The organism is Tessaracoccus flavescens (assembly GCF_001998865.1).
GTDB lineage: Bacteria > Actinomycetota > Actinomycetes > Propionibacteriales > Propionibacteriaceae > Arachnia > Arachnia flavescens.
This window is the reverse complement of sequence record NZ_CP019607.1, coordinates 3013507-3030188: the sequence shown is the minus strand read 5'-3', so window position 1 is coordinate 3030188 and position 16682 is coordinate 3013507. Positions and strand designations below refer to the sequence as shown.

General features: G+C 68.9%; 20 protein-coding genes. 3 read left to right on the top strand and 17 right to left on the bottom strand.

Features of this window, described 5'->3' with window-relative positions:
* Nucleotides 1-8: 8 nt before the first annotated feature.
* Genes BW733_RS18360 through BW733_RS14710 form a run of 3 tightly spaced genes read right to left on the bottom strand, consistent with a single transcriptional unit; the run spans nucleotide 9 to nucleotide 1995 of the window.
* Complete coding sequence (locus tag BW733_RS18360; RefSeq protein ID WP_161490253.1) at nucleotides 9-350, bottom strand: hypothetical protein; 342 nt, start codon at nucleotides 348-350, stop codon at nucleotides 9-11.
* Nucleotides 351-359: 9 nt separating this feature from the next.
* Nucleotides 360-929 carry a TetR family transcriptional regulator gene (locus BW733_RS14715; RefSeq protein ID WP_077353040.1) on the bottom strand — a complete coding sequence of 190 codons (570 nt, stop codon included), beginning with the start codon at nucleotides 927-929 and terminating at the stop codon, nucleotides 360-362.
* Complete coding sequence (locus tag BW733_RS14710) at nucleotides 916-1995, bottom strand: GNAT family N-acetyltransferase (RefSeq protein ID WP_077351651.1); 1080 nt, start codon at nucleotides 1993-1995, stop codon at nucleotides 916-918. Before BW733_RS14710 ends, BW733_RS14715 begins: the two co-directional genes overlap by 14 nt.
* A gap of 84 nt (nucleotides 1996-2079) precedes the next feature.
* On the opposite strand from BW733_RS14710, the gene BW733_RS14705 reads away from it, so the two are divergent.
* The gene (locus BW733_RS14705) at nucleotides 2080-2697 is read left to right on the top strand and encodes a hypothetical protein (protein WP_077351649.1); all 618 of its coding nucleotides are present in this window, start codon (nucleotides 2080-2082) and stop codon (nucleotides 2695-2697) included.
* A 145-nt stretch (nucleotides 2698-2842) separates the two neighbouring features.
* On the opposite strand, the gene BW733_RS14700 is transcribed toward BW733_RS14705, so the two are convergent.
* Both BW733_RS14700 and BW733_RS14695 read right to left on the bottom strand, forming a co-directional pair.
* Nucleotides 2843-3394, bottom strand: a complete 552-nt coding sequence (locus BW733_RS14700) for a cysteine hydrolase family protein (protein WP_077351647.1) — start codon at nucleotides 3392-3394, stop codon at nucleotides 2843-2845.
* A gap of 22 nt (nucleotides 3395-3416) precedes the next feature.
* Complete coding sequence (locus tag BW733_RS14695; RefSeq protein ID WP_077351645.1) at nucleotides 3417-4337, bottom strand: PfkB family carbohydrate kinase; 921 nt, start codon at nucleotides 4335-4337, stop codon at nucleotides 3417-3419.
* A 79-nt stretch (nucleotides 4338-4416) separates the two neighbouring features.
* Between BW733_RS14695 and BW733_RS14690 the strand changes: the two genes are divergently transcribed.
* Nucleotides 4417-5235, top strand: a complete 819-nt coding sequence (locus tag BW733_RS14690) for a rhomboid family intramembrane serine protease (protein ID WP_077351643.1) — start codon at nucleotides 4417-4419, stop codon at nucleotides 5233-5235.
* Nucleotides 5236-5292: 57 nt separating this feature from the next.
* Here the strand turns inward: BW733_RS14690 and pheT are convergent, their stop codons facing one another.
* The 8 genes from pheT to BW733_RS14650 form a co-directional block, all read right to left on the bottom strand.
* Entirely contained in the window at nucleotides 5293-7782 is a 2490-nt protein-coding gene (gene pheT, locus BW733_RS14685; protein ID WP_077351641.1) for a phenylalanine--tRNA ligase subunit beta, read from the bottom strand.
* Complete coding sequence (gene pheS, locus BW733_RS14680; RefSeq protein WP_077351639.1) at nucleotides 7779-8888, bottom strand: phenylalanine--tRNA ligase subunit alpha; 1110 nt, start codon at nucleotides 8886-8888, stop codon at nucleotides 7779-7781. The genes pheT and pheS overlap by 4 nt, the downstream gene beginning before the upstream one ends.
* A gap of 14 nt (nucleotides 8889-8902) precedes the next feature.
* The gene (locus BW733_RS14675) at nucleotides 8903-9703 is read right to left on the bottom strand and encodes a TrmH family RNA methyltransferase (protein ID WP_077351637.1); all 801 of its coding nucleotides are present in this window, start codon (nucleotides 9701-9703) and stop codon (nucleotides 8903-8905) included.
* Between the two features lie 11 nt (nucleotides 9704-9714).
* Nucleotides 9715-10083 (bottom strand): 50S ribosomal protein L20, encoded by a 369-nt coding sequence (gene rplT / locus BW733_RS14670; RefSeq protein WP_077351636.1) that lies wholly within the window; start codon nucleotides 10081-10083, stop codon nucleotides 9715-9717.
* Between the two features lie 62 nt (nucleotides 10084-10145).
* Nucleotides 10146-10352, bottom strand: a complete 207-nt coding sequence (gene rpmI, locus BW733_RS14665; RefSeq protein ID WP_077351634.1) for a 50S ribosomal protein L35 — start codon at nucleotides 10350-10352, stop codon at nucleotides 10146-10148.
* 35 nt (nucleotides 10353-10387) lie between these two features.
* Nucleotides 10388-11128, bottom strand: coding sequence for a translation initiation factor IF-3 (gene infC, locus BW733_RS14660; protein ID WP_077351632.1), 741 nt, complete (start codon nucleotides 11126-11128; stop codon nucleotides 10388-10390).
* Nucleotides 11129-11399: 271 nt separating this feature from the next.
* Nucleotides 11400-11978: an SseB family protein gene (locus BW733_RS14655; protein WP_077351630.1), complete on the bottom strand. Its 579-nt coding sequence runs from the start codon at nucleotides 11976-11978 to the stop codon at nucleotides 11400-11402.
* 10 nt (nucleotides 11979-11988) lie between these two features.
* Nucleotides 11989-12978 carry an IS481 family transposase gene (locus BW733_RS14650; protein WP_077347326.1) on the bottom strand — a complete coding sequence of 330 codons (990 nt, stop codon included), beginning with the start codon at nucleotides 12976-12978 and terminating at the stop codon, nucleotides 11989-11991.
* A gap of 210 nt (nucleotides 12979-13188) precedes the next feature.
* Here BW733_RS14650 and BW733_RS14645 point away from each other — a divergent pair, with 210 nt between their 5' ends.
* Nucleotides 13189-13710, top strand: a complete 522-nt coding sequence (locus BW733_RS14645) for a hypothetical protein (RefSeq protein ID WP_152024741.1) — start codon at nucleotides 13189-13191, stop codon at nucleotides 13708-13710.
* A 10-nt stretch (nucleotides 13711-13720) separates the two neighbouring features.
* Here the strand turns inward: BW733_RS14645 and BW733_RS14640 are convergent, their stop codons facing one another.
* Genes BW733_RS14640 through mshC form a run of 4 tightly spaced genes read right to left on the bottom strand, consistent with a single transcriptional unit; the run spans nucleotide 13721 to nucleotide 16678 of the window.
* Nucleotides 13721-14245 (bottom strand): PH domain-containing protein, encoded by a 525-nt coding sequence (locus tag BW733_RS14640; RefSeq protein ID WP_077351626.1) that lies wholly within the window; start codon nucleotides 14243-14245, stop codon nucleotides 13721-13723.
* A gap of 14 nt (nucleotides 14246-14259) precedes the next feature.
* Complete coding sequence (hisG, locus tag BW733_RS14635; protein WP_077351624.1) at nucleotides 14260-15123, bottom strand: ATP phosphoribosyltransferase; 864 nt, start codon at nucleotides 15121-15123, stop codon at nucleotides 14260-14262.
* Between the two features lie 21 nt (nucleotides 15124-15144).
* Nucleotides 15145-15408, bottom strand: a complete 264-nt coding sequence (locus BW733_RS14630; RefSeq protein ID WP_077351622.1) for a phosphoribosyl-ATP diphosphatase — start codon at nucleotides 15406-15408, stop codon at nucleotides 15145-15147.
* Nucleotides 15409-15424: 16 nt separating this feature from the next.
* The gene (mshC, locus tag BW733_RS14625; RefSeq protein WP_077351620.1) at nucleotides 15425-16678 is read right to left on the bottom strand and encodes a cysteine--1-D-myo-inosityl 2-amino-2-deoxy-alpha-D-glucopyranoside ligase; all 1254 of its coding nucleotides are present in this window, start codon (nucleotides 16676-16678) and stop codon (nucleotides 15425-15427) included.
* Nucleotides 16679-16682 lie beyond the last annotated feature (4 nt).

Genomic DNA, 16682 nt, shown 5'->3' with positions numbered 1-16682 from the left:
TCCTCACCTCACGCCTGCGGGATCGCCCTTCCCTCCTGATCGACGACCTGCCTTCCGCCGAGCGGCCCGTCGAGCCGGACAGTGGCCTCGAGCGTGTGGCCCGCAGCGTTCTCGGCGGGTTCTCCCCGCGTGAGCCGCACCTCCACGACGACCTGCTCATCGTCCTGCCCGGTCACCTTCGCCTCGGCGATCTCGTCGGCGGCTCCGGCCTCGACCATCAGGACGATGTCGGGAGACTCCGGCGAACCCGCGTAGGTCGACGGTGAGACCCGCGTCGTCCCGCACCCCAGGAGGGCGAGGCTCAACCCTGCCATGACCATGGCCACCAACCGACGTCCTTGCCGATGCATGCGGTAAGCCTAACGCCGTTGCGCCTCGTCGTGTATGAGCCGTCCGGCTCCGGCGACGATCAGACGCACTCCCCACTCGAAGCGGGCGCCCGAGGCGGCGACGTCGAACTCCGCGACGACCCCGAGCGCGTGCATCTGGGCGCGGGTCTGTTCCTCGACGACGTGGCCGAGGACGAAGTGCAGGAGGGTTGCCATGGTCGCCTCGGGCTTGTGGAACCCTTCACGCTCGAGGAGAGCCCTTCCTGCCTCCGTCGGGTCGGGCCCGACCAGCCCGAGCGCGAGGGAGGACGCCACGAGTTCGGCCGCGTCGCGGCGCGCGAGCAGGGACCGCCTCAGCGACATCGCCCAGCCGGTCAACCAAGTGGAGGGATCGGTGTCGTCGAGTGGATCGAGGACGGTGCCGAGGACCTCTTCGCTGAGCGCGGCCAGCAGCGACTGCTTGTTGGGGACGTGATAGTACAACGCGCCCGCCTGGACGCCGAGGACGTCGGCGACCCTGCGCATGCTGAGGTCGCCGAGCCCGTAGGCGTCGAGGATGCCGAGCCCTGCGTCGACGATGGCCTGCCTACTCAGTGCCATGGCCCGGATCCTTGCGGGTGAACCAGCCCGACGCTGCGACCGGCCGGTAGCCGAGCCGTCGGTTGATCGCCAGCATCCAGGAGTTCTCCGACGCGTTCCCGGTGATCAGCCGCCGGATCCGCGGCCACGTGGCGCGCAGCGTGGCGTGGCTCGCCGTCTTGATCAGCAGGCCGAGCCCGTTGCCGCGGTGTGCGCCGAGGACGAGGGTGTCCCACTGGTCGGCGATCTCGGGGCGGGACGGGTCGTGGATGACGCGGGTGAAGGCGACAAGTCGGCCGTCGTGCTCGACGGCGGTGACCAGTTCATCGAGCCCTCCTTCGCGTCGGCGGCGGTCCTCGGAGCGCACCCGGTCGGGGTCGACCAGCTCGGGCCGAAGATCGGCCGTCCCGGTGGGGATGTCGGTGCTCATGGCCACCTGGAGCGCGGCCGCGTCCTCGATCCACCGCTCCGGGGTGTCGCCGCGCCACTGCACCAGGGAGTATCTGGCGGTTACCGCCGAGCGCGTCTCGGCCGCGAGCTGCTCCAGCTCGGCCTGGGCCTGGAGCGTCAGCCCGGACATCAGGTCGACCTGGGCGAGGGTGAAGCCGCGGGAGAGCAGGAAGGCGGCTCCGTCGGAGGTGGGGTCGATCGCCCCGTCGCCCTGGGCGGCCGAGATGGTGCCAGCCCCCGGCTCCACGAGCCTGTCCCAGGTCCAGGCCTGGAGGTCGTGGCGTCCTTCTTCGGCGGCGAGGGCGGCCGCCTCATCGAAGAGCGCTCCCCCTACGCCGCGTCGTCGGTGCTCGGGGCGCACGGCAACGGAGAGGAACGCGATGTGTCGGTTGTCCAACTGCGGCAGCTCGAGCAGCGCCACGCCGAGGACGACCCCGTTCTCGCGGGCGACCACCAGTTGATGTCGCGTGACCCGCGGCGCGGTGCTCTCCGCCCACCGCCGAAGCGGCGACTGTCCGAGGTCGTCGTTGCCGAAGAGGTCGAGCAGGACGCCGTCCCACAACTCGGCATCGAGTTCGTACAGGTCGTATCCGGGCGCACCCGGAGCCGCGGCGGGTGCCTCGCGTGTGATCTCCACGGACTCAGCCTAACGGGGTCGCACCACCCGACGGCGTCACGCTGCCGGGGCCGTCGCAGCCGGAGCGGCACGTAGGATCGACTGGTGAGCGACTTCCACAAGCCAGTCAAGCGTCCGGGCGATGTCATCGAGATGATGGCGAGCTCGGGCGATCCGGCCGAACTCAGCGGCCTCGCCCACGACACGGCCGCCGCGCTCCTGAACCGGGTCCGCAAGGCGCCCGACCAGCAGGTCGTCGACCGCGTCATCGCGTTCGCCGACGGTGAGGGGCTCGAGGACCTCGCGGAGCTGTGGGCCGACTCCCCCGCATCCTCTCTTCCGGGCGCGATGTGGCGGCTCTACCTGCTGCGGCACGCGGTGCGCGAGGCCCCGTCCGCGGCCGGCTACCGGTTCAAGCGGGGGGTCGAGGTCGACACGGTCGGGCAGGCGATCGCCGGCTCCGGTAGCGCCCCCTCGCCAGAGGAGGTGGTCGACCTCGCCACGGAGATCCTGCGTGGCGCGTTCACCGGCGACTTCGCCGTCGCCCTCGAGCGCGCGGCGGCCTTCGCACGGGTCATGGCAGGCGGATCGCGCGAATTGATCTCCGGCAACGGGGACCCGCAGCGGGTCGCAGACGAGTGGCGCCGCCTCGAGGGCTATGACTCCGTCTCGGCCGAGCTGACCACCGCTGCGGCGCTGTGGCGCTCGGGGGAACTGCACTGACGAGCCGTCGCCTGCGGTCTTTGATTGTTGGGCGGACCCGATAGACTCGTCATTGGTCGGGCCGCGGTAACCCCGGGCTCCACTATTTGCCGCTCCGAGCGGCCTCGCGCCGAGAGGCGTTCTGCGGTCCGGCCTCCAACCTCTCCTAACTGTCGAGCACCTCGTCGGTGCTGAGCAGTCGGACCTGGGGCGGGTAGAGTCCCATCACCGTCAGAGCCGCCGCCTGGTTCTCCTGCGTCGATCCGGCGCAGGCGTCGGTGGCCACCGTGATTCTCGCCCCGGCATCGGCCGCGGGCAGCACCGTGGAGATCACGCAGCAGTCAGTCGAGACTCCCGTTACCACCAGCGATGGGGTCTCCCCCACGAGCGCGCGCACCGCGTCCCACTTCCCGAAGGTCGGCGCATCGACCACAGGTGCCGGCACCCCTGCCAGCGCAGGAACGAGTTCGAAGTACGGGTCGTCCTGTGGCCGGTCGGCGAAGGGCCATGCCGCCATGTAGTCGGCCCACGATCCGGCACGCCCATCGGCCGTCGGCGGGATCCACCTGGTCAGGATGGTGCGGCCCTCGAAACGTTCGAGCAGACGGCCGATGTTCGCCTCGGCTGCGTTCCACATCGGGGAGCCCCAGTCGCTCTGCGGATCGGCGAAGATGCGCTGCGCGTCGATGACGATCAGCCAGGGTTCAACGTCACTCATGGGGCTCAGTGTGGCAGGTCGCTCAGAGCCGCGCCGCGAACGCGTCGATCTCCGAGCGGGTGGGGGCGGTCGCCGGTCCGCGGCGGGTGACCTTGATGGCGCCTGCGATGTTGGCGCGGCGGCAGGCCTCGACCCAGTCGGTGCCCAGGGCGAGCTCCGCCACGAGCACCCCCGTGTGGGCGTCGCCTGCACCGTTGGTGTCCACCGGCTTCTGCGGGAAGCCGGGCACCACCGTCGTGGTGCCAGCGACGTGCACGGCACAGCCCTCGGGGCCGTCGCGCACGATGGAGACGGTGCCTTCGGGAAGGAGAGACGCCACCGCCGCGGCCGAGCGAGCCATGTGGGCCTCCCCCGTCATAGCCTCCGCCTCCTCCTGGTTCGAGGTCCACACGCTCGTCCGGGCCAGCATCCTCGAACGCACGTCCTCAGGCAGGTCGGCGAAGGCGGCGCCCGGGTCAAGCACGACCTCGACCCCCTCCGGAAGGGTCTCGAGCCAGGCCTCGAGCGGGACCCTCGTCGAGTCGACGGCGAGGGTGTAGCCGGTGACGCAGACGAGGTCACGGGGCCGGGGCCGGGAGCTCGCGAGGGCCTCGACGGTGAGCCTGCGCTCCGCGCCCTGCATGGTGACGAAGGTCCGCTCGGCGCTCGGCTCCACCAGCACGACGCACAGCGCGGTGTCCTCATCCTCCACGGCGGTAGCCGACCAGGCGACCCCCTCGGCCTGGAGCGCCTCGCGCACGATGTCGCCGTTCGGCCCGGTACCGATGGTGCCCGCGTGGACGCACTCGGCGCCCGAGCGCGCCGCCGCGACCAGGATGTTGACCGCTCCGCCGGCCTCCTGGCTCCAGCCGTCCGCCATGGAGTTTTGTCCCCTCGCCGGGAGTGCGCGGACCTGGGCCGTCGCGTCGACCAGGGCCTGGCCGGTGTGGATCACGCGTGACATGGCCGAAGCCTAGTGCGTCCGGCACGGCACCCACTCCTCAGTGCGATCACACTCTGCGCCGATCTGGCACCCTTGTTGTGTGAGTGCTTTCTTCCATGGAACCGAAGACCCCTGGTTCAAGATCGGCCGGCTCCAGGTCACGACGACCGTGCTCGTCGTGCTTATCGGTGCCGTCGGCATGCTGGCGACGCTGTTCGTATCGGGTCTGTACGAGACGCTCGCGCTGATTCCCGCGCACATGTTCTCCGGGGAGGTGTGGCGCCTCGTCACCTGGCCACTGGTCGACGGCTTCTCGCTGTGGACCATCATCAACCTGGCGCTGCTGTGGCTGTTCGGCCGCGACCTCGAGTCGCAGATCGGCAAGCGACAGATGGCCCTGCTGTTCGTCGCCATCTGGGCCTCCCTCACGTTGACCACCACCGTCGTCGGCCTGTTCGTCGGCGGCGGTATCGCAGGCATGCGGATGATCGAGTTCTGCCTGCTCCTGCTGTGGATCGCCGAATGGCCGACCCGCCGCTTCTTCTTCAACATCCCGGCCTGGGTGATCGGCATCGTCTTCCTCGCGCTGCAGATTCTGCCGATGCTCGCCACGGGCGCCTGGGGCCAGCTGCTCGGCTTCGTGTTCTCCCTCGTGTTCGTGGCGATGGCGGCCAGGGGCGCCGGCCTGCTCTCCGACTACGGGTGGATCCCCGGCCGTAGGAAGTCCAAGGCGAGGAAACAGTCGTCCTCCACGCGGGCGAAGCAGCCGAGCCGCGGGCAACAGCGACAGGCCCAGCGCAAGGCCACCGACGAGGAACGGATCGACCAGCTCCTGGACAAGATCAACGCCGAAGGGATCCACTCCCTGACCCGCTCGGAGCGCGCGGAGCTGGAGAAGCTGCGTCAGCGCCGCCGCTGACCCAGCATCCATGACGAACGCCCCACCCATGATCGGGTGGAGCGTTCGTGATGAGGCTCAGGCGCGCTGGACCGCACCGAAGCGTTCGACGGCCACCTCGACGGCGTTCTGCCTCGCCTCCGCGGCCTCGGCATCGGTCATGGTCTTGTCGGAGCGGAAGCGCAAGGCGAAGGCGAGCGACTTGCGGCCCTGGCCGACCTGGTCGCCGGTGTACACGTCGAACAGCGCGATCGACTCCAGCACGTCGCCTGCGCCGTCGGCGAGGGCCTGCTGCACATCGGAGACGGCCACGGCGTCGTCGACGATCAGGGCCACGTCCTCCTTCACGAGCGGGAAGGCAGACAGCGGACCGATCTCGCCGCCCTGGCGTGCCTTGGCCAACAGCAGGTCGAGGTTGAGCTCGACGGCGCACGAGCGCCCCGGCAGCCGGAAGGCCTTGACGACGTTCGGGTGCAGCTCGCCCGCGTGGCCGAGCACGATCCCATCGACCGACAGTTCGGCGCAGCGGCCGGGATGCCAGGGCGCCTGCTCGGCATTGCGTCGCTCGAAGCGCACCCCGACCGCTGCCGCGGCCCGTTCGGCGAACGCGACGACGTGGGTCCAGTCGGCCGGAACGGCGGGACCCCACCAGCCGGCCGGCCGCCAGTTGCCGGTGACCACGGCCGCGATGTTTTCGGGCTGGGCAGGCAGCGCGGCGTCGATCTGGGCCAGTTCCTCGTCGCTCGGCCGCTGCGTGACGCTCGGACGAGGCGCGACGCTCGGGCCCTCATCGAAGAAGACGCGTCCCTGCTCGAAGATGGCGAGGTCGCCGAGGCTGCGCGAGGTGTTGCGCGAGACGGCGGCGAAGAGGCCGGGCAGCAGCGTGGTGCGCAGCTTGCCCTGGGTCTCGGACAGCGGGTTCGCGAGCGACACCTGGGCCCGCCGCGGATCGCCCTCCTGGATCCCGAGCTGGTCGAGCTCGGCCGGGGAGGAGAACGGGAGGGTGAGTACCTCGGTGAACCCGAGCGCCGCGACGGCCCGCAGCGCGGCGCGCCGGTCGCGGATCCTCGGGTCGAGCCCGTGCGTCTCAGCAGGCACAGGGAGCGACAGCCCGATCCGGTCGTAACCGACGTGGCGGCCGATCTCCTCGACCACGTCGTAGGGATCGACCAGGTCCCCGCGCCAGCTGGGAGCATCGACAGTCAACGAGTCGCCGAGCATGGTCACCGGGATGGCGGCGGCGCTGAGCAGCCGGGTGATCTCCTCCTGCTCGACCTTCATGCCGAGCACGGACGAGACGAGCCCGGCGCGCAGCGTGATGCGCGCCCCTGCGGGAACAGAGCCGACGACCGTCTCCGCAGTCACCTCTCCCCCGCCGCTCGCGGTGAGCAGCTTGGCCGCCCGCTTGGCAGCCGCGTAACCGAGCTGGGGGTCGACGCCGCGCTCGAAGCGCTTGGACGCCTCCGACGGGAGGCCGTGCCTGCGGAAGGTGCGCGACACGGAGGCCGGCACGAAGGCCGCGGCCTCGAGCACGATCGACGTCGTGGTGTCGGAGACCTGCGTGCTCTCACCGCCCATGACGCCTGCCAGCCCGATGGGCCCCGAGTCGTCGGTGATCAGCAGGTCGTCGACGTCGAGGACGCGGTCCTGCCCGTCGAGCGTGCGCAGCGTCTCACCCTCGTTGGCGAGCCGGACCCGGATCGGGCCCCGGAGCTTTGCCGCGTCGTAGGCGTGCAGCGGCTGGCCCGACTCGAGCATGACATAGTTCGTCACGTCCACCGGAAGCGAGATGGAACGCACGCCCGAGGCGCGCAGCCGGTCGACCATCCAGGCCGGGGACGCCGCGGTCGGATCGATGCCCTCGATCGTGAGCGCCACGAACGCCGGGCAGCGGTCGGACTCGAGCACGACCGGATGGCCGCCTTCGACCGGCTCTGGGAGCTTTGCCCGGTAGCGGTCCTCGTAGGAGACGCCGTTGGCGATGGCCGCCTCGCGGGCGAGGCCGCGCAGCGACAGGCAGTAGCTGAGGTCCGGGGTGACGTCGATGTCGAGCACCTCATCGGCGCTCCACAGCAGTTCGACGGCGTCCTGACCGGGCTCGGCGGAGCCGGGCTCGAGCACCATGATGCCCGCGTGGTCGTCGCCGAGGCCGATCTCGTCCTCGGCGCAGATCATGCCGTCGGAGATGTGGCCGTAGGTCTTGCGGGCCGAGATGGCGAAGTCGCCGGGCAGGACCGCGCCGGGGAGCGCGACGACGACAAGGTCGCCCTCGACGAAGTTGTCCGCGCCGCAGACGATGCCACGACTGGCCGGGAACTCCTCGGTGGCCTCGTCGTTGAGTTCGCCCACGTCGACGCGGCAGTAGCGGATCACCTTGCCGTTCTTCTGCGGCTCCTCGAGGAGGCTGAGCACGCGTCCGACGACGAGGGGACCGGTCACGGGCGAGCCGGTCTGCTCGATGTGCTCGACCGTCAGGCCCACCTTCGTGAACTGGTCGGCGAGCTTCGCCGTGTCGGCGTCGGCAGGCAGCGCGACCAGGTCACGCAGCCACGAGACGGGAGCCTTCATCGGGCACCTCCAAGGATCGAACGGCTGAAGCGGATGTCACCCTCGACGAAGTCGCGAAGGTCGGGCGCCCCGGTGCGGAACATGACGGTGCGGTCGACCCCCATGCCGAAGGCGAAGCCGGAGTACACCTCTGGGTCGATGCCGCAGGCGGTGAGGACGCGCGGATTGACGATGCCGCAGCCGCCCCACTCGATCCAACCCTCGGAGCGGCAGGTGCGACAGGGCCGGTCCGGGTTGCCGACCGACTCGCCGTGGCAGACGAAGCACTCGAGGTCGACCTCTGCAGAGGGTTCGGTGAACGGGAAGTAGTGGGGACGCATGCGGGTGCGCACATCGCCGAACATGGTCTTTGCCAGGTGGTCGAGCGTGCCGCGCAGGTCGGCCATCGAGATGCCCTTGTCCACGACGAGGCCCTCCAACTGGTGGAAAACCGGCAGGTGGGTGGCGTCGTACTCGTCTGCCCGGAACACCTTGCCTGGGCTGACGATGTAGAGCGGGACGCCTCGCTCGAGCATGGCACGCACCTGCACCGGGGAGGTCTGGGTGCGCAGCAGCTTTCCTGCGGTCGGCGGGTCGATCCACAGCGTGTCCTGCATGGCGCGGGCCGGGTGGTCGGGGGCGAGGTTGAGGGCGTCGAAGTTGTACCACTCGGACTCGAGCTGCGGCCCGTCCGCGACCTCCCAACCCATGGCGACGAACACGTCGATCATCTCGTCGATCAAGGTGGTCACCGGGTGCAGGGCGCCCTGGGGACCCACGTAGACGGGAAGCGTCATGTCGACCCGCTCAGCGGCGAGCGCCGCGTTGAGTTCGCCCTCGGCGAGCGCCGCCTGGCGCGCGGCGACGGCCTGGTTGACGCGGCCGCGGGCCTGTCCGACGCGCTGGCCTGCCTCCTTGCGCGCCTGCGGGGGCAGCGCGCCGATCTCGCGGTTGGCCAGAGCGAGCGGCGAGACGTCGCCCGCGTGGTCGTGTCGGGCCTGCTTCAGTTCCGCGGTTGTCGTTGCGCCCTCGATGGCGGCGAGCGCGTCAGCGACGAAACCGTCGACTGCTGCCGGGTCGAGTGCGGCGACCTGCTTAGGGTCGAAGTTGTCGTTAGGTCCTGACATGGGACCCTCCTTCTTCACCGGTGTCGTCGTTGCGCCGAGGCGGTGGCGTAGAGGCACACCGCGGCGGCGCTCGAAAGGTTGAGGCTCTCGGCCTTGCCCCACATGGGCACGGCCACGATCTTGTCTGCCAGCCTGGCGTCCTCTTCGGGAAGCCCCCAGGCCTCGTTGCCCGTGATCCAGGCGACGGGGCCGCTGAGCCCGCCGTCGGCGGCAAGCAGGTCGAGCGGGGCGCCGACGCCGTCGGCTGCGAGCACCGTCATGCCCATGGACTTCACCCGGTCGACCGCCTCGGTGAGCGGGACCCCGGTGAGGATGGGCATGTGGAACAGGCTGCCGACGGTGGAGCGCACCGTCTTGGGGTTGTAGATCTCCACGCTGCCCGAGGTGAGCACCACAGCATCGGCGCCAAACGCGTCGGCGCAGCGGATGACGGTTCCCGCGTTGCCTGGGTCGCGGACCTGCGCGCAGATCACGACCAGCCGGGCATCGTCGAGGTCGTTCCAGTCGAAGCTCAGCTGACGGCAGATCGCGATGATCCCCTGCGGGGTGACCGTGTCGCTGAGTTGTCGCATCTGGTGCTCGCTGGCCTGCCAGACGGGCACGTCGATGCCCTCGAGGAGGTCGGCGTGCTTGTCCGCGTCGTGGACGATGACCTCCTCGACAAGGTCGTCGGCCGCGAGCGCTTCGCGCACGGCCTGTCGACCCTCGGCGAGGAACTTGCGGGTGAGGTCCCTACCCCGGCGCTGCGTGAGACGACGAACCGAACGCAGCACCGAGGCCGGGAGGCCAGGGGCGGCGTTCGGTTCGGATGTCACTGACTCGCCCCTCAGGCGGCAGCGGCAGGCTGGTTGTCCTTGGCGACAGCGACGAGAGCGTTGAACGCGGCGGTGTCGGAGACGGCCAGCTCGGCCAGGATCTTGCGGTCAACCTCGACGCCGGCGTTCTTCAGACCGTTGATGAAACGGTTGTAGGTCATGCCTTCGGCGCGGGCCGCGGCGTTGATGCGCTGGATCCAGAGGGCGCGGAAGTCGCCCTTCTTGGCGCGACGGTCGCGGTAGCTGTACGTGGCGGAGTGGAGCATCTGCTCCTTCGCCTTGCGGTACAGGCGGGAGCGCTGGCCGCGGTAGCCGGAGGCCAGCTCGAGAACTTCGCGACGCTTCTTCTTCGCATTCACAGAACGCTTCACGCGTGCCATGGGGTACTCCTAGGGGGATTGTCGGATCTCCGACGGTGATCGGGTGGAACAGGGGGTGAGGCTCAGCGGCCCTTGTGCTTGCCGAGAAGCTTGAAGATCTTCTTGGCGTCGGCCTTGGCGACAGGCGCGTCACCCTGCAGGCTGCGGATGCGACGCGACGACTTGTGCTCGTTGAGGTGGCCCAGGTTCGCCTTGCGGCGCAGGAGCTTGCCCGTTCCGGTGGTCTTGAACCGCTTCTTCGCGCCGGAGTGCGACTTCATCTTCGGCATGGTTGGCTCGCTTTCTTGTGTATCAACCGATCTCGTCAGAGATCGACGTCTGGGTCCATGTTGTCTGCAGGACCGCGCTTCTTCTTGGGTGTGGAGGTCTGTGCCGCGGCCCGCATCTCGGCCTCTGCGGCCCTGTCGAGATCGGCGTTCGACTTGCGCTCCGCCATGCGGCGGTCGCGGTCGGCGGCCTGGTCGGCACGTGCCTCGGTCTTCTTCTTGGTGGGACCGAGCACCATGATCATGTTTCGGCCGTCCTGCTTGGGCGCCGACTCCACGAAGCCGTACTCCTTGATGTCGTCGGCCAGGCGGCGCAGCAGGTCCATGCCCAGTTCGGGGCGGGACTGCTCGCGACCGCGGAACATGATGGTGATCTTCACCTTGTCGCCCGCGCTGAGGAAGCGCACGACGTGGCCCTTCTTCGTCTCGTAGTCGTGCTTGTCGATCTTGAGACGGAGCTTCATCTCCTTGGTGCTGACGTTCGACTGGTTGCGTCGGGCGTCGCGCTCCTTCTGCGCCGCCTCAAACTTGAACTTGCCGTAGTCCATCAGCTTCGCGACCGGCGGACGGGCCATCGGCGCTACTTCGACAAGATCCAGATCGTTCTCCGCCGCCAGACGCAGGGCGTCCTCGACGCGCACGATGCCGACCTGCTCGCCGTTGGGGCCGACGAGCCGGACTTCGGAAACCTTGATGCGATCATTGATCCGCGGTTCAGTGCTGATGGGTCCTCCAGTGAGAGATAAATTCCGGTATGCAGCAGAAAGGCCCCCGCGCATGCAGAGGCCTCAGACACCATGGACGGCGCGCTCGGCGACCGTCATGTCGGTGACCCGGCTGCCAGGGGCTGCTCGGGTGGGAGAGACTCCACTTACGAGGGCAGCCGAAGCTGCCGTTGAACTGGGACAAGTCTAGGTGCCCGCCCCGCGAACTCCAAACCGGGCGGGACACCGGGGTCGTGCGTCGCCCTGAGCACTTTTCCTTTTCCGGACTCGTTGAGCGACACGCCGGGAACCGTCGGCGTGTCGCGCAACGAACCCCCGAAAGTGCTCATCGTCGTTCGGGTGCCTGGCCGTCGCTCTCGGACGGGGAGGCGTCCCGGGCGTCGGACCCGGGCTGCTCGGCGTCGGTGGAGTCGGCGTACTTGACCCAGGCGAAGTCCTCCCCCTCGAACTCGACGAGCGCGTTGCCGTCGGCGAGCAGATCGAGCGCCTCGCCCGCGATGACGAACGCCACGGGGCCCGCGACGTCGATCAGCAGCTGTTCCGCGCCAGCGGCCTTCACCGTCGCACACAGCTCGTCGAGCAGGCAGGGCACGGGGCGCGCGGAGCCGTCCCACTCCTTCATCGAGTCGACGCCGGTGAAGGCGAGCAGGTAGGAGCCGGTCTCGTCCTGCAGCGTGACTGCTGCCATCTCGGCGTGCCGGTCCGGGTCGGGGCCGTCCATCGAGTCGTCACCGGTCGCGACGATGGGCATCAGCAGCCTGCTGGTGCAGAGCGCGACGATGGCCCGGATGTAGCTCGTGTGGTCGCGGACCCGCGCGATGGCGGCTCTGGTCAACGGGTCGGGGGCGCCGTCGTCTCCGGCGAATCGGGCGTTGGGCTGGGCGAGGGATCGCAGGTCTGCCATGGTGCCGAGACTAGCTGTTCACCCCGGATAGGTTGGGTACGCGCGCGGCTGGGGGATGTCCCTTGAGCGCGGTGTGGCCTCGGTGGTGATTGTAATGGTGCAGCCATTGGTCGAAGGCGGCGACTCGCTGGGTTTCGGAGGTGTAGGGCTGGGCATAGGCCCATTCCTCGAGCATGATGCGGTTGAACCGTTCGACTTTGCCGTTGGTTTGGGGTCGGTAGGGGCGGGTGCGTTTGTGTGTGATGTCGTCGCCGAGAGCCTTTTTGAAGGCGTTGGAGCGGTAGCAGGCGCCGTTGTCAGTCAAGACTCGTGTCACGGTGATCCCGGCGGCGTTGAAGAAGGCGTTGGCGCGTTGCCAGAACGCGGCGGCGGTTTCCTTCTTCTCGTCGGTCAGGATTTCGCTGTAGGCCAAGCGGGAGTGGTCGTCGACGGCGTTGTGGATGTAGGCATACCCGGGCCGGCGGTTCGTGGCGGTTCTGGTCTTGTTCCGGGTACCCGCGGCACGGCCCAGCACTTTGTGGCCGCCGCCGTCGGGGATCCGGCCGAGTTTCTTGATGTCGACGTGGACCAGGTCGCCGGGGGCGGCGTGCTCGTAGCGGCGTTTCTCGGCGCGTGAGGTTTTGATCCTGGCTCCGGTAGCAGGATCGGTCCATCGCAGGGGTGGGCAGCCGTAGCGCCTGATGACCTTGTGGACCGTCGAGGGGTTCAGGTGAAGGTGGTAGGCGATCCGGGCCGGGCCCCAGCGCTTGGTTACACGCAACCCGACGATGCGACGCTCGGTGCGCTGCGAGAGTTGATGCGGGCAATGCTTCGGGCGAGAGGACTTGTCGACCATCCCGGCCAGGCCCTGTTCGCGGTAACGCTGCGCCCAGCGGCGGGCGGTGTTGACCGCGACACCGAAACGTTCCGCGGCTCGCCGCAGGGTCCAGCCCTGGTCAACGACGAGCTGGGCCAGGTGCAGACGTCCGGTTTCGGTGAGTATGGCGTTACGGTGGGGCATGGAAGACCTCTGTTTCGTGAAATGGGTTCTGTCGTAAGTCCCACACTTCACTCAGAGGTCTTCCCCTATGTCCAGCAGACCCGCCGCGCGTACTCAATCTCCGTGGTCAGTACAACTAGCGCCCGACGGGCCCAGACCCTGACCGGATCCGGTTGCGGGAGCGACCACGGTCGGCGGTCCGTCGGCGGACGCGTGTGACAGACTGGAGCCATGCCAGTGTCACTGATCATCACCGTCGGCCTCGCCATTGTCATCCTCGCGATCGCCGCGGGTCTGATGGCCCGCAACCGGAGCATCCGGGCGTTGGTGATCGGTCTCGGGCTCGCGGCGATTCCCGTCGGCCTGTACCTGACGGGTGTGACGGACCTGACGGTCAACGGCATTCGTAGCCTCGTGGACTGGTTCCAGCGCACCGCCTTCACCACCGCGGTCGCCTGGGGCCTTGGCCTCGCCATCGGCGGCATCGTGCTGTTCGTGATCGGCATCCTCCTGCCGAAGGGGAAGGGCCGCGCCGCCGCGCCCCAGGAGCAGGTCGCCCCGACCGCCGGCTCGGATCGCCTCGCCCAGAAGAAGGCCCAGCCCTCGCTCGCCGGGAAGCAAGCAGAGCAGCAGACGACCCCGGCCGCAGGCAGGCCCGCCGCCCAGCCTCAGGCCAAGCCCGCGCAGCAGAAGGGCCTCGACCCGGAGGATGCCGAGATCGAGGCCCTGCTGAAGAAGCGCGGGATCATGTGAGGTCGGGGACTCAGTCCTCGTCCGCGGGCGGCTGATCCTCGGGCCGCACGTCGACGTCGCGCGACGTGGCCCCGTGCGCCACGAGCCAGCGGCGCAGCTCGATCAGCTTGCGCTGGGCGCCCTCACCCTCGAGCGACTGGATCGCGAGCACAGGCTTGCGCTTGAGCTCCTCCTCGCCCTTCAGGAGCAGGGACGACCATGCGTCGCCCTTGCGGAGCCGCACGCCTGCGATCTGGTCGATCGGGTAGCGGCGCAGGATCGGCCCGTTGCGCACGGTGATGCCCTCCTCGTTGGCCCAGAGCCGGGAGTACCCGACCGAGAGCATCACGCCGATCATCACGAAGATGAAGAAGAGCAGCGTTCCGGCCTGGATCCAGGTCACCTGCTCACGGATCTCCTTGCCGAGGGCGTACCAGCCGAACATGGAGAACGACAGCAGGACGATGGAAAGCACGACGGCCGTCATCAACGCGGGAGGGCTCGTGTAGGACAGCCGCTCGGGAACCTCCTGCGGCTCCCGGTCGTCGTGCTGCACGCCTGACTCCCCGCTCACAGCCTGCACGCCGCCAACTCGGTCATCAGGATGCCCCGTGCGCCTGCCTGGTAGAGCTTGTCCATCAGCAGATGGGCCCCCTTGCGCGGGACGAGCACGCGAACGGCGCACCATCCCTCCTTCGCGAGGTTCGACACGGTCGGGCCCTCGACGCCCGGAGCGAGCTGCTTGGTGGCCTCGAGCTTCGACAGTTCGACGTTGTAGTCCATCATCAGGTAGTTCTGCGCGACGAGCACCGACGTGAGCCGGGTGCGCAGCGCGTCCGCCTGCGGGGGCAGTTCGCCTCCGCCGTTACGCTGGATGAGCACCGCCTCGGAGGTGCAGATCGGCTCGCCGAACAGTTCGAGCCCAGCACGACGCAGCGTGGTCCCGGTGTCGACGACGTCGGCGATCACGTCGGCGACCCCGAGCCGGATGGCCGACTCGACGGCCCCGTCGAGCTTGACCAGCTCTGCGGTGACGGACTCACGGTCGAGGTAGGCCTGCAGCAGTCCGGGGTACGAGGTGGCGATGCGCTTGCCGTTCAGGTCGGCGACGCTCATCGACTCGCCACCGCGGGCGGCGAACCTGAACCTCGACTCCGCGAAGCCGAGTTGCATGATCTCGCTCGCATCCGCGCCGGAGTCCAGGAGCATGTCTAGCCCGGTGATGCCGAGGTCAAGGTCGCCGCGACCGATGTAGACGGCGATGTCGCGGGGACGCAGGTAGTAGAACTCGACGTCGTGATCGGTGTCGATCAGCGTCAGGTCCTTTGAGTCGGTGCGCTGCCGGTAGCCTGCGGCGCGCAGCATGGCCGCGGCCGGCTCGGCGAGGGCGCCCTTGTTGGGCACGGCGATCCGGAGGAGGCGTTCAGAGGTCATGGGTGATGGCCTTCTTCTGGGTCAGAGGTAGCGGTAAACGTCTTTGAGCTCGAGGTCGAGCGCGAGCATCATGACCTGGGCATGGTAGAGCAGTTGGCTGATCTCCTCGGCGGCCTGCTCCTTCGACTCGTACTCGGCGGCCATCCACACCTCGGCGGCCTCCTCGACGACCTTCTTGCCGATGGAATGGACGCCGGCATCCAGGCGGGCCACGGTGCCGGATCCCTCGGGGCGGGTGCGCTTGGTCTCGGTGAGTTCCTCGAAGAGCTGCTCGAACGTTTTCACGGCGCCACCCTACCGCCTACAGCGCGATGCCCAGCAGCGCGTCGATGGCCGTGGTCATCTCGCCGACGGCCGCGTGATCGTCGGCGTCCATGGCAAGAGACGCGGCGACCCAGGTGTCGACGGCGGCGAGCGCGGCAGGGGTGTCGAGGTCGTCGCGCAGCGCCGTGCGGATCGCGGCGATCGTCTCGGCCGCGGGCACGGCGCCACCGTTGTTGAGCACGGAGCGCCAGGTGCGCAGACGTTCGGTCGCCGCCTCGAGCTGGTCGGGCGTCCACTCCCAGTTCTCGCGGTAGTGGTGGTTGATCAGCGCGAGCCGGATCGCCATGGGGTCCGCTCCCCCGTGCCTCAGCCGGCTGACCAGTTCCAGGTTGCCCTTTGACTTGCTCATCTTCTCGCCGTCGAGCGCGACCATTCCCGAGTGCACGTACGCCTTCGCCAAGGGCACGCCGGTGGCGGCGATGGCCTCGGCCGCACACATCTCGTGGTGCGGGAAGATCAGATCCGATCCGCCGCCCTGGATGTCGAAGTCGCGGCCGAGGAAGCGCAGCGCGATCGCGGTGCACTCGATGTGCCAGCCCGGTCGTCCCGCCCCGAGCGACGAGGTCCAGCTCGGCTCGTCCGGGCGCTGGAAGCGCCACACCAGGCAGTCGAGCGGATGCCGCTTGCCCGCCCGCTCGGGATCGCCGCCGTTGTCGCGGAAGCGTTCGATCATCTGCGCCTCGTCGAGGTGGCTGATGCTGCCGAAGCCCGGCGCGGCGACGGTGTTGAAGTACCAGTCGGGGTGTTCGGGATCGTCGAGCTGGTAGATGAGTCCGGTCGGCAGCAGCTCCTCGATCAGTTCGACGACCATGGCGATCGACTCGACGGCGCCGACGTAGTGGGCGGGCGGGATGACGCGCAGGCCCTGCATGTCGCTGCGGAACAGCTCGATCTGGTCCTCGGCGAGCTCCTCCCACTCCTGACCCGTCTGCGCCGCCCGCTCGAGCAGCGGGTCGTCGACGTCGGTCACGTTCTGGGTGTAGTTGACCTGGAGCCCGAGGTCGCGCAAGACCCGGTTGACCAGGTCGAAGGTGAGGTAGGTGTTGGCGTGTCCGAGGTGGGTCGCGTCGTAGGGGGTGATGCCGCACACGTACATCCGCGCCGCATCGCCTTCGGCCGGGTGCACCTCGACGAGCTCCTCCGATGCGGTGTCGTGGACGCGCAGTCGCTGCGCCACCTCCGGGGTCGAGGTCGACAGGTCGGGAACGGCGACAGGGGCCCACGCATACATGCCG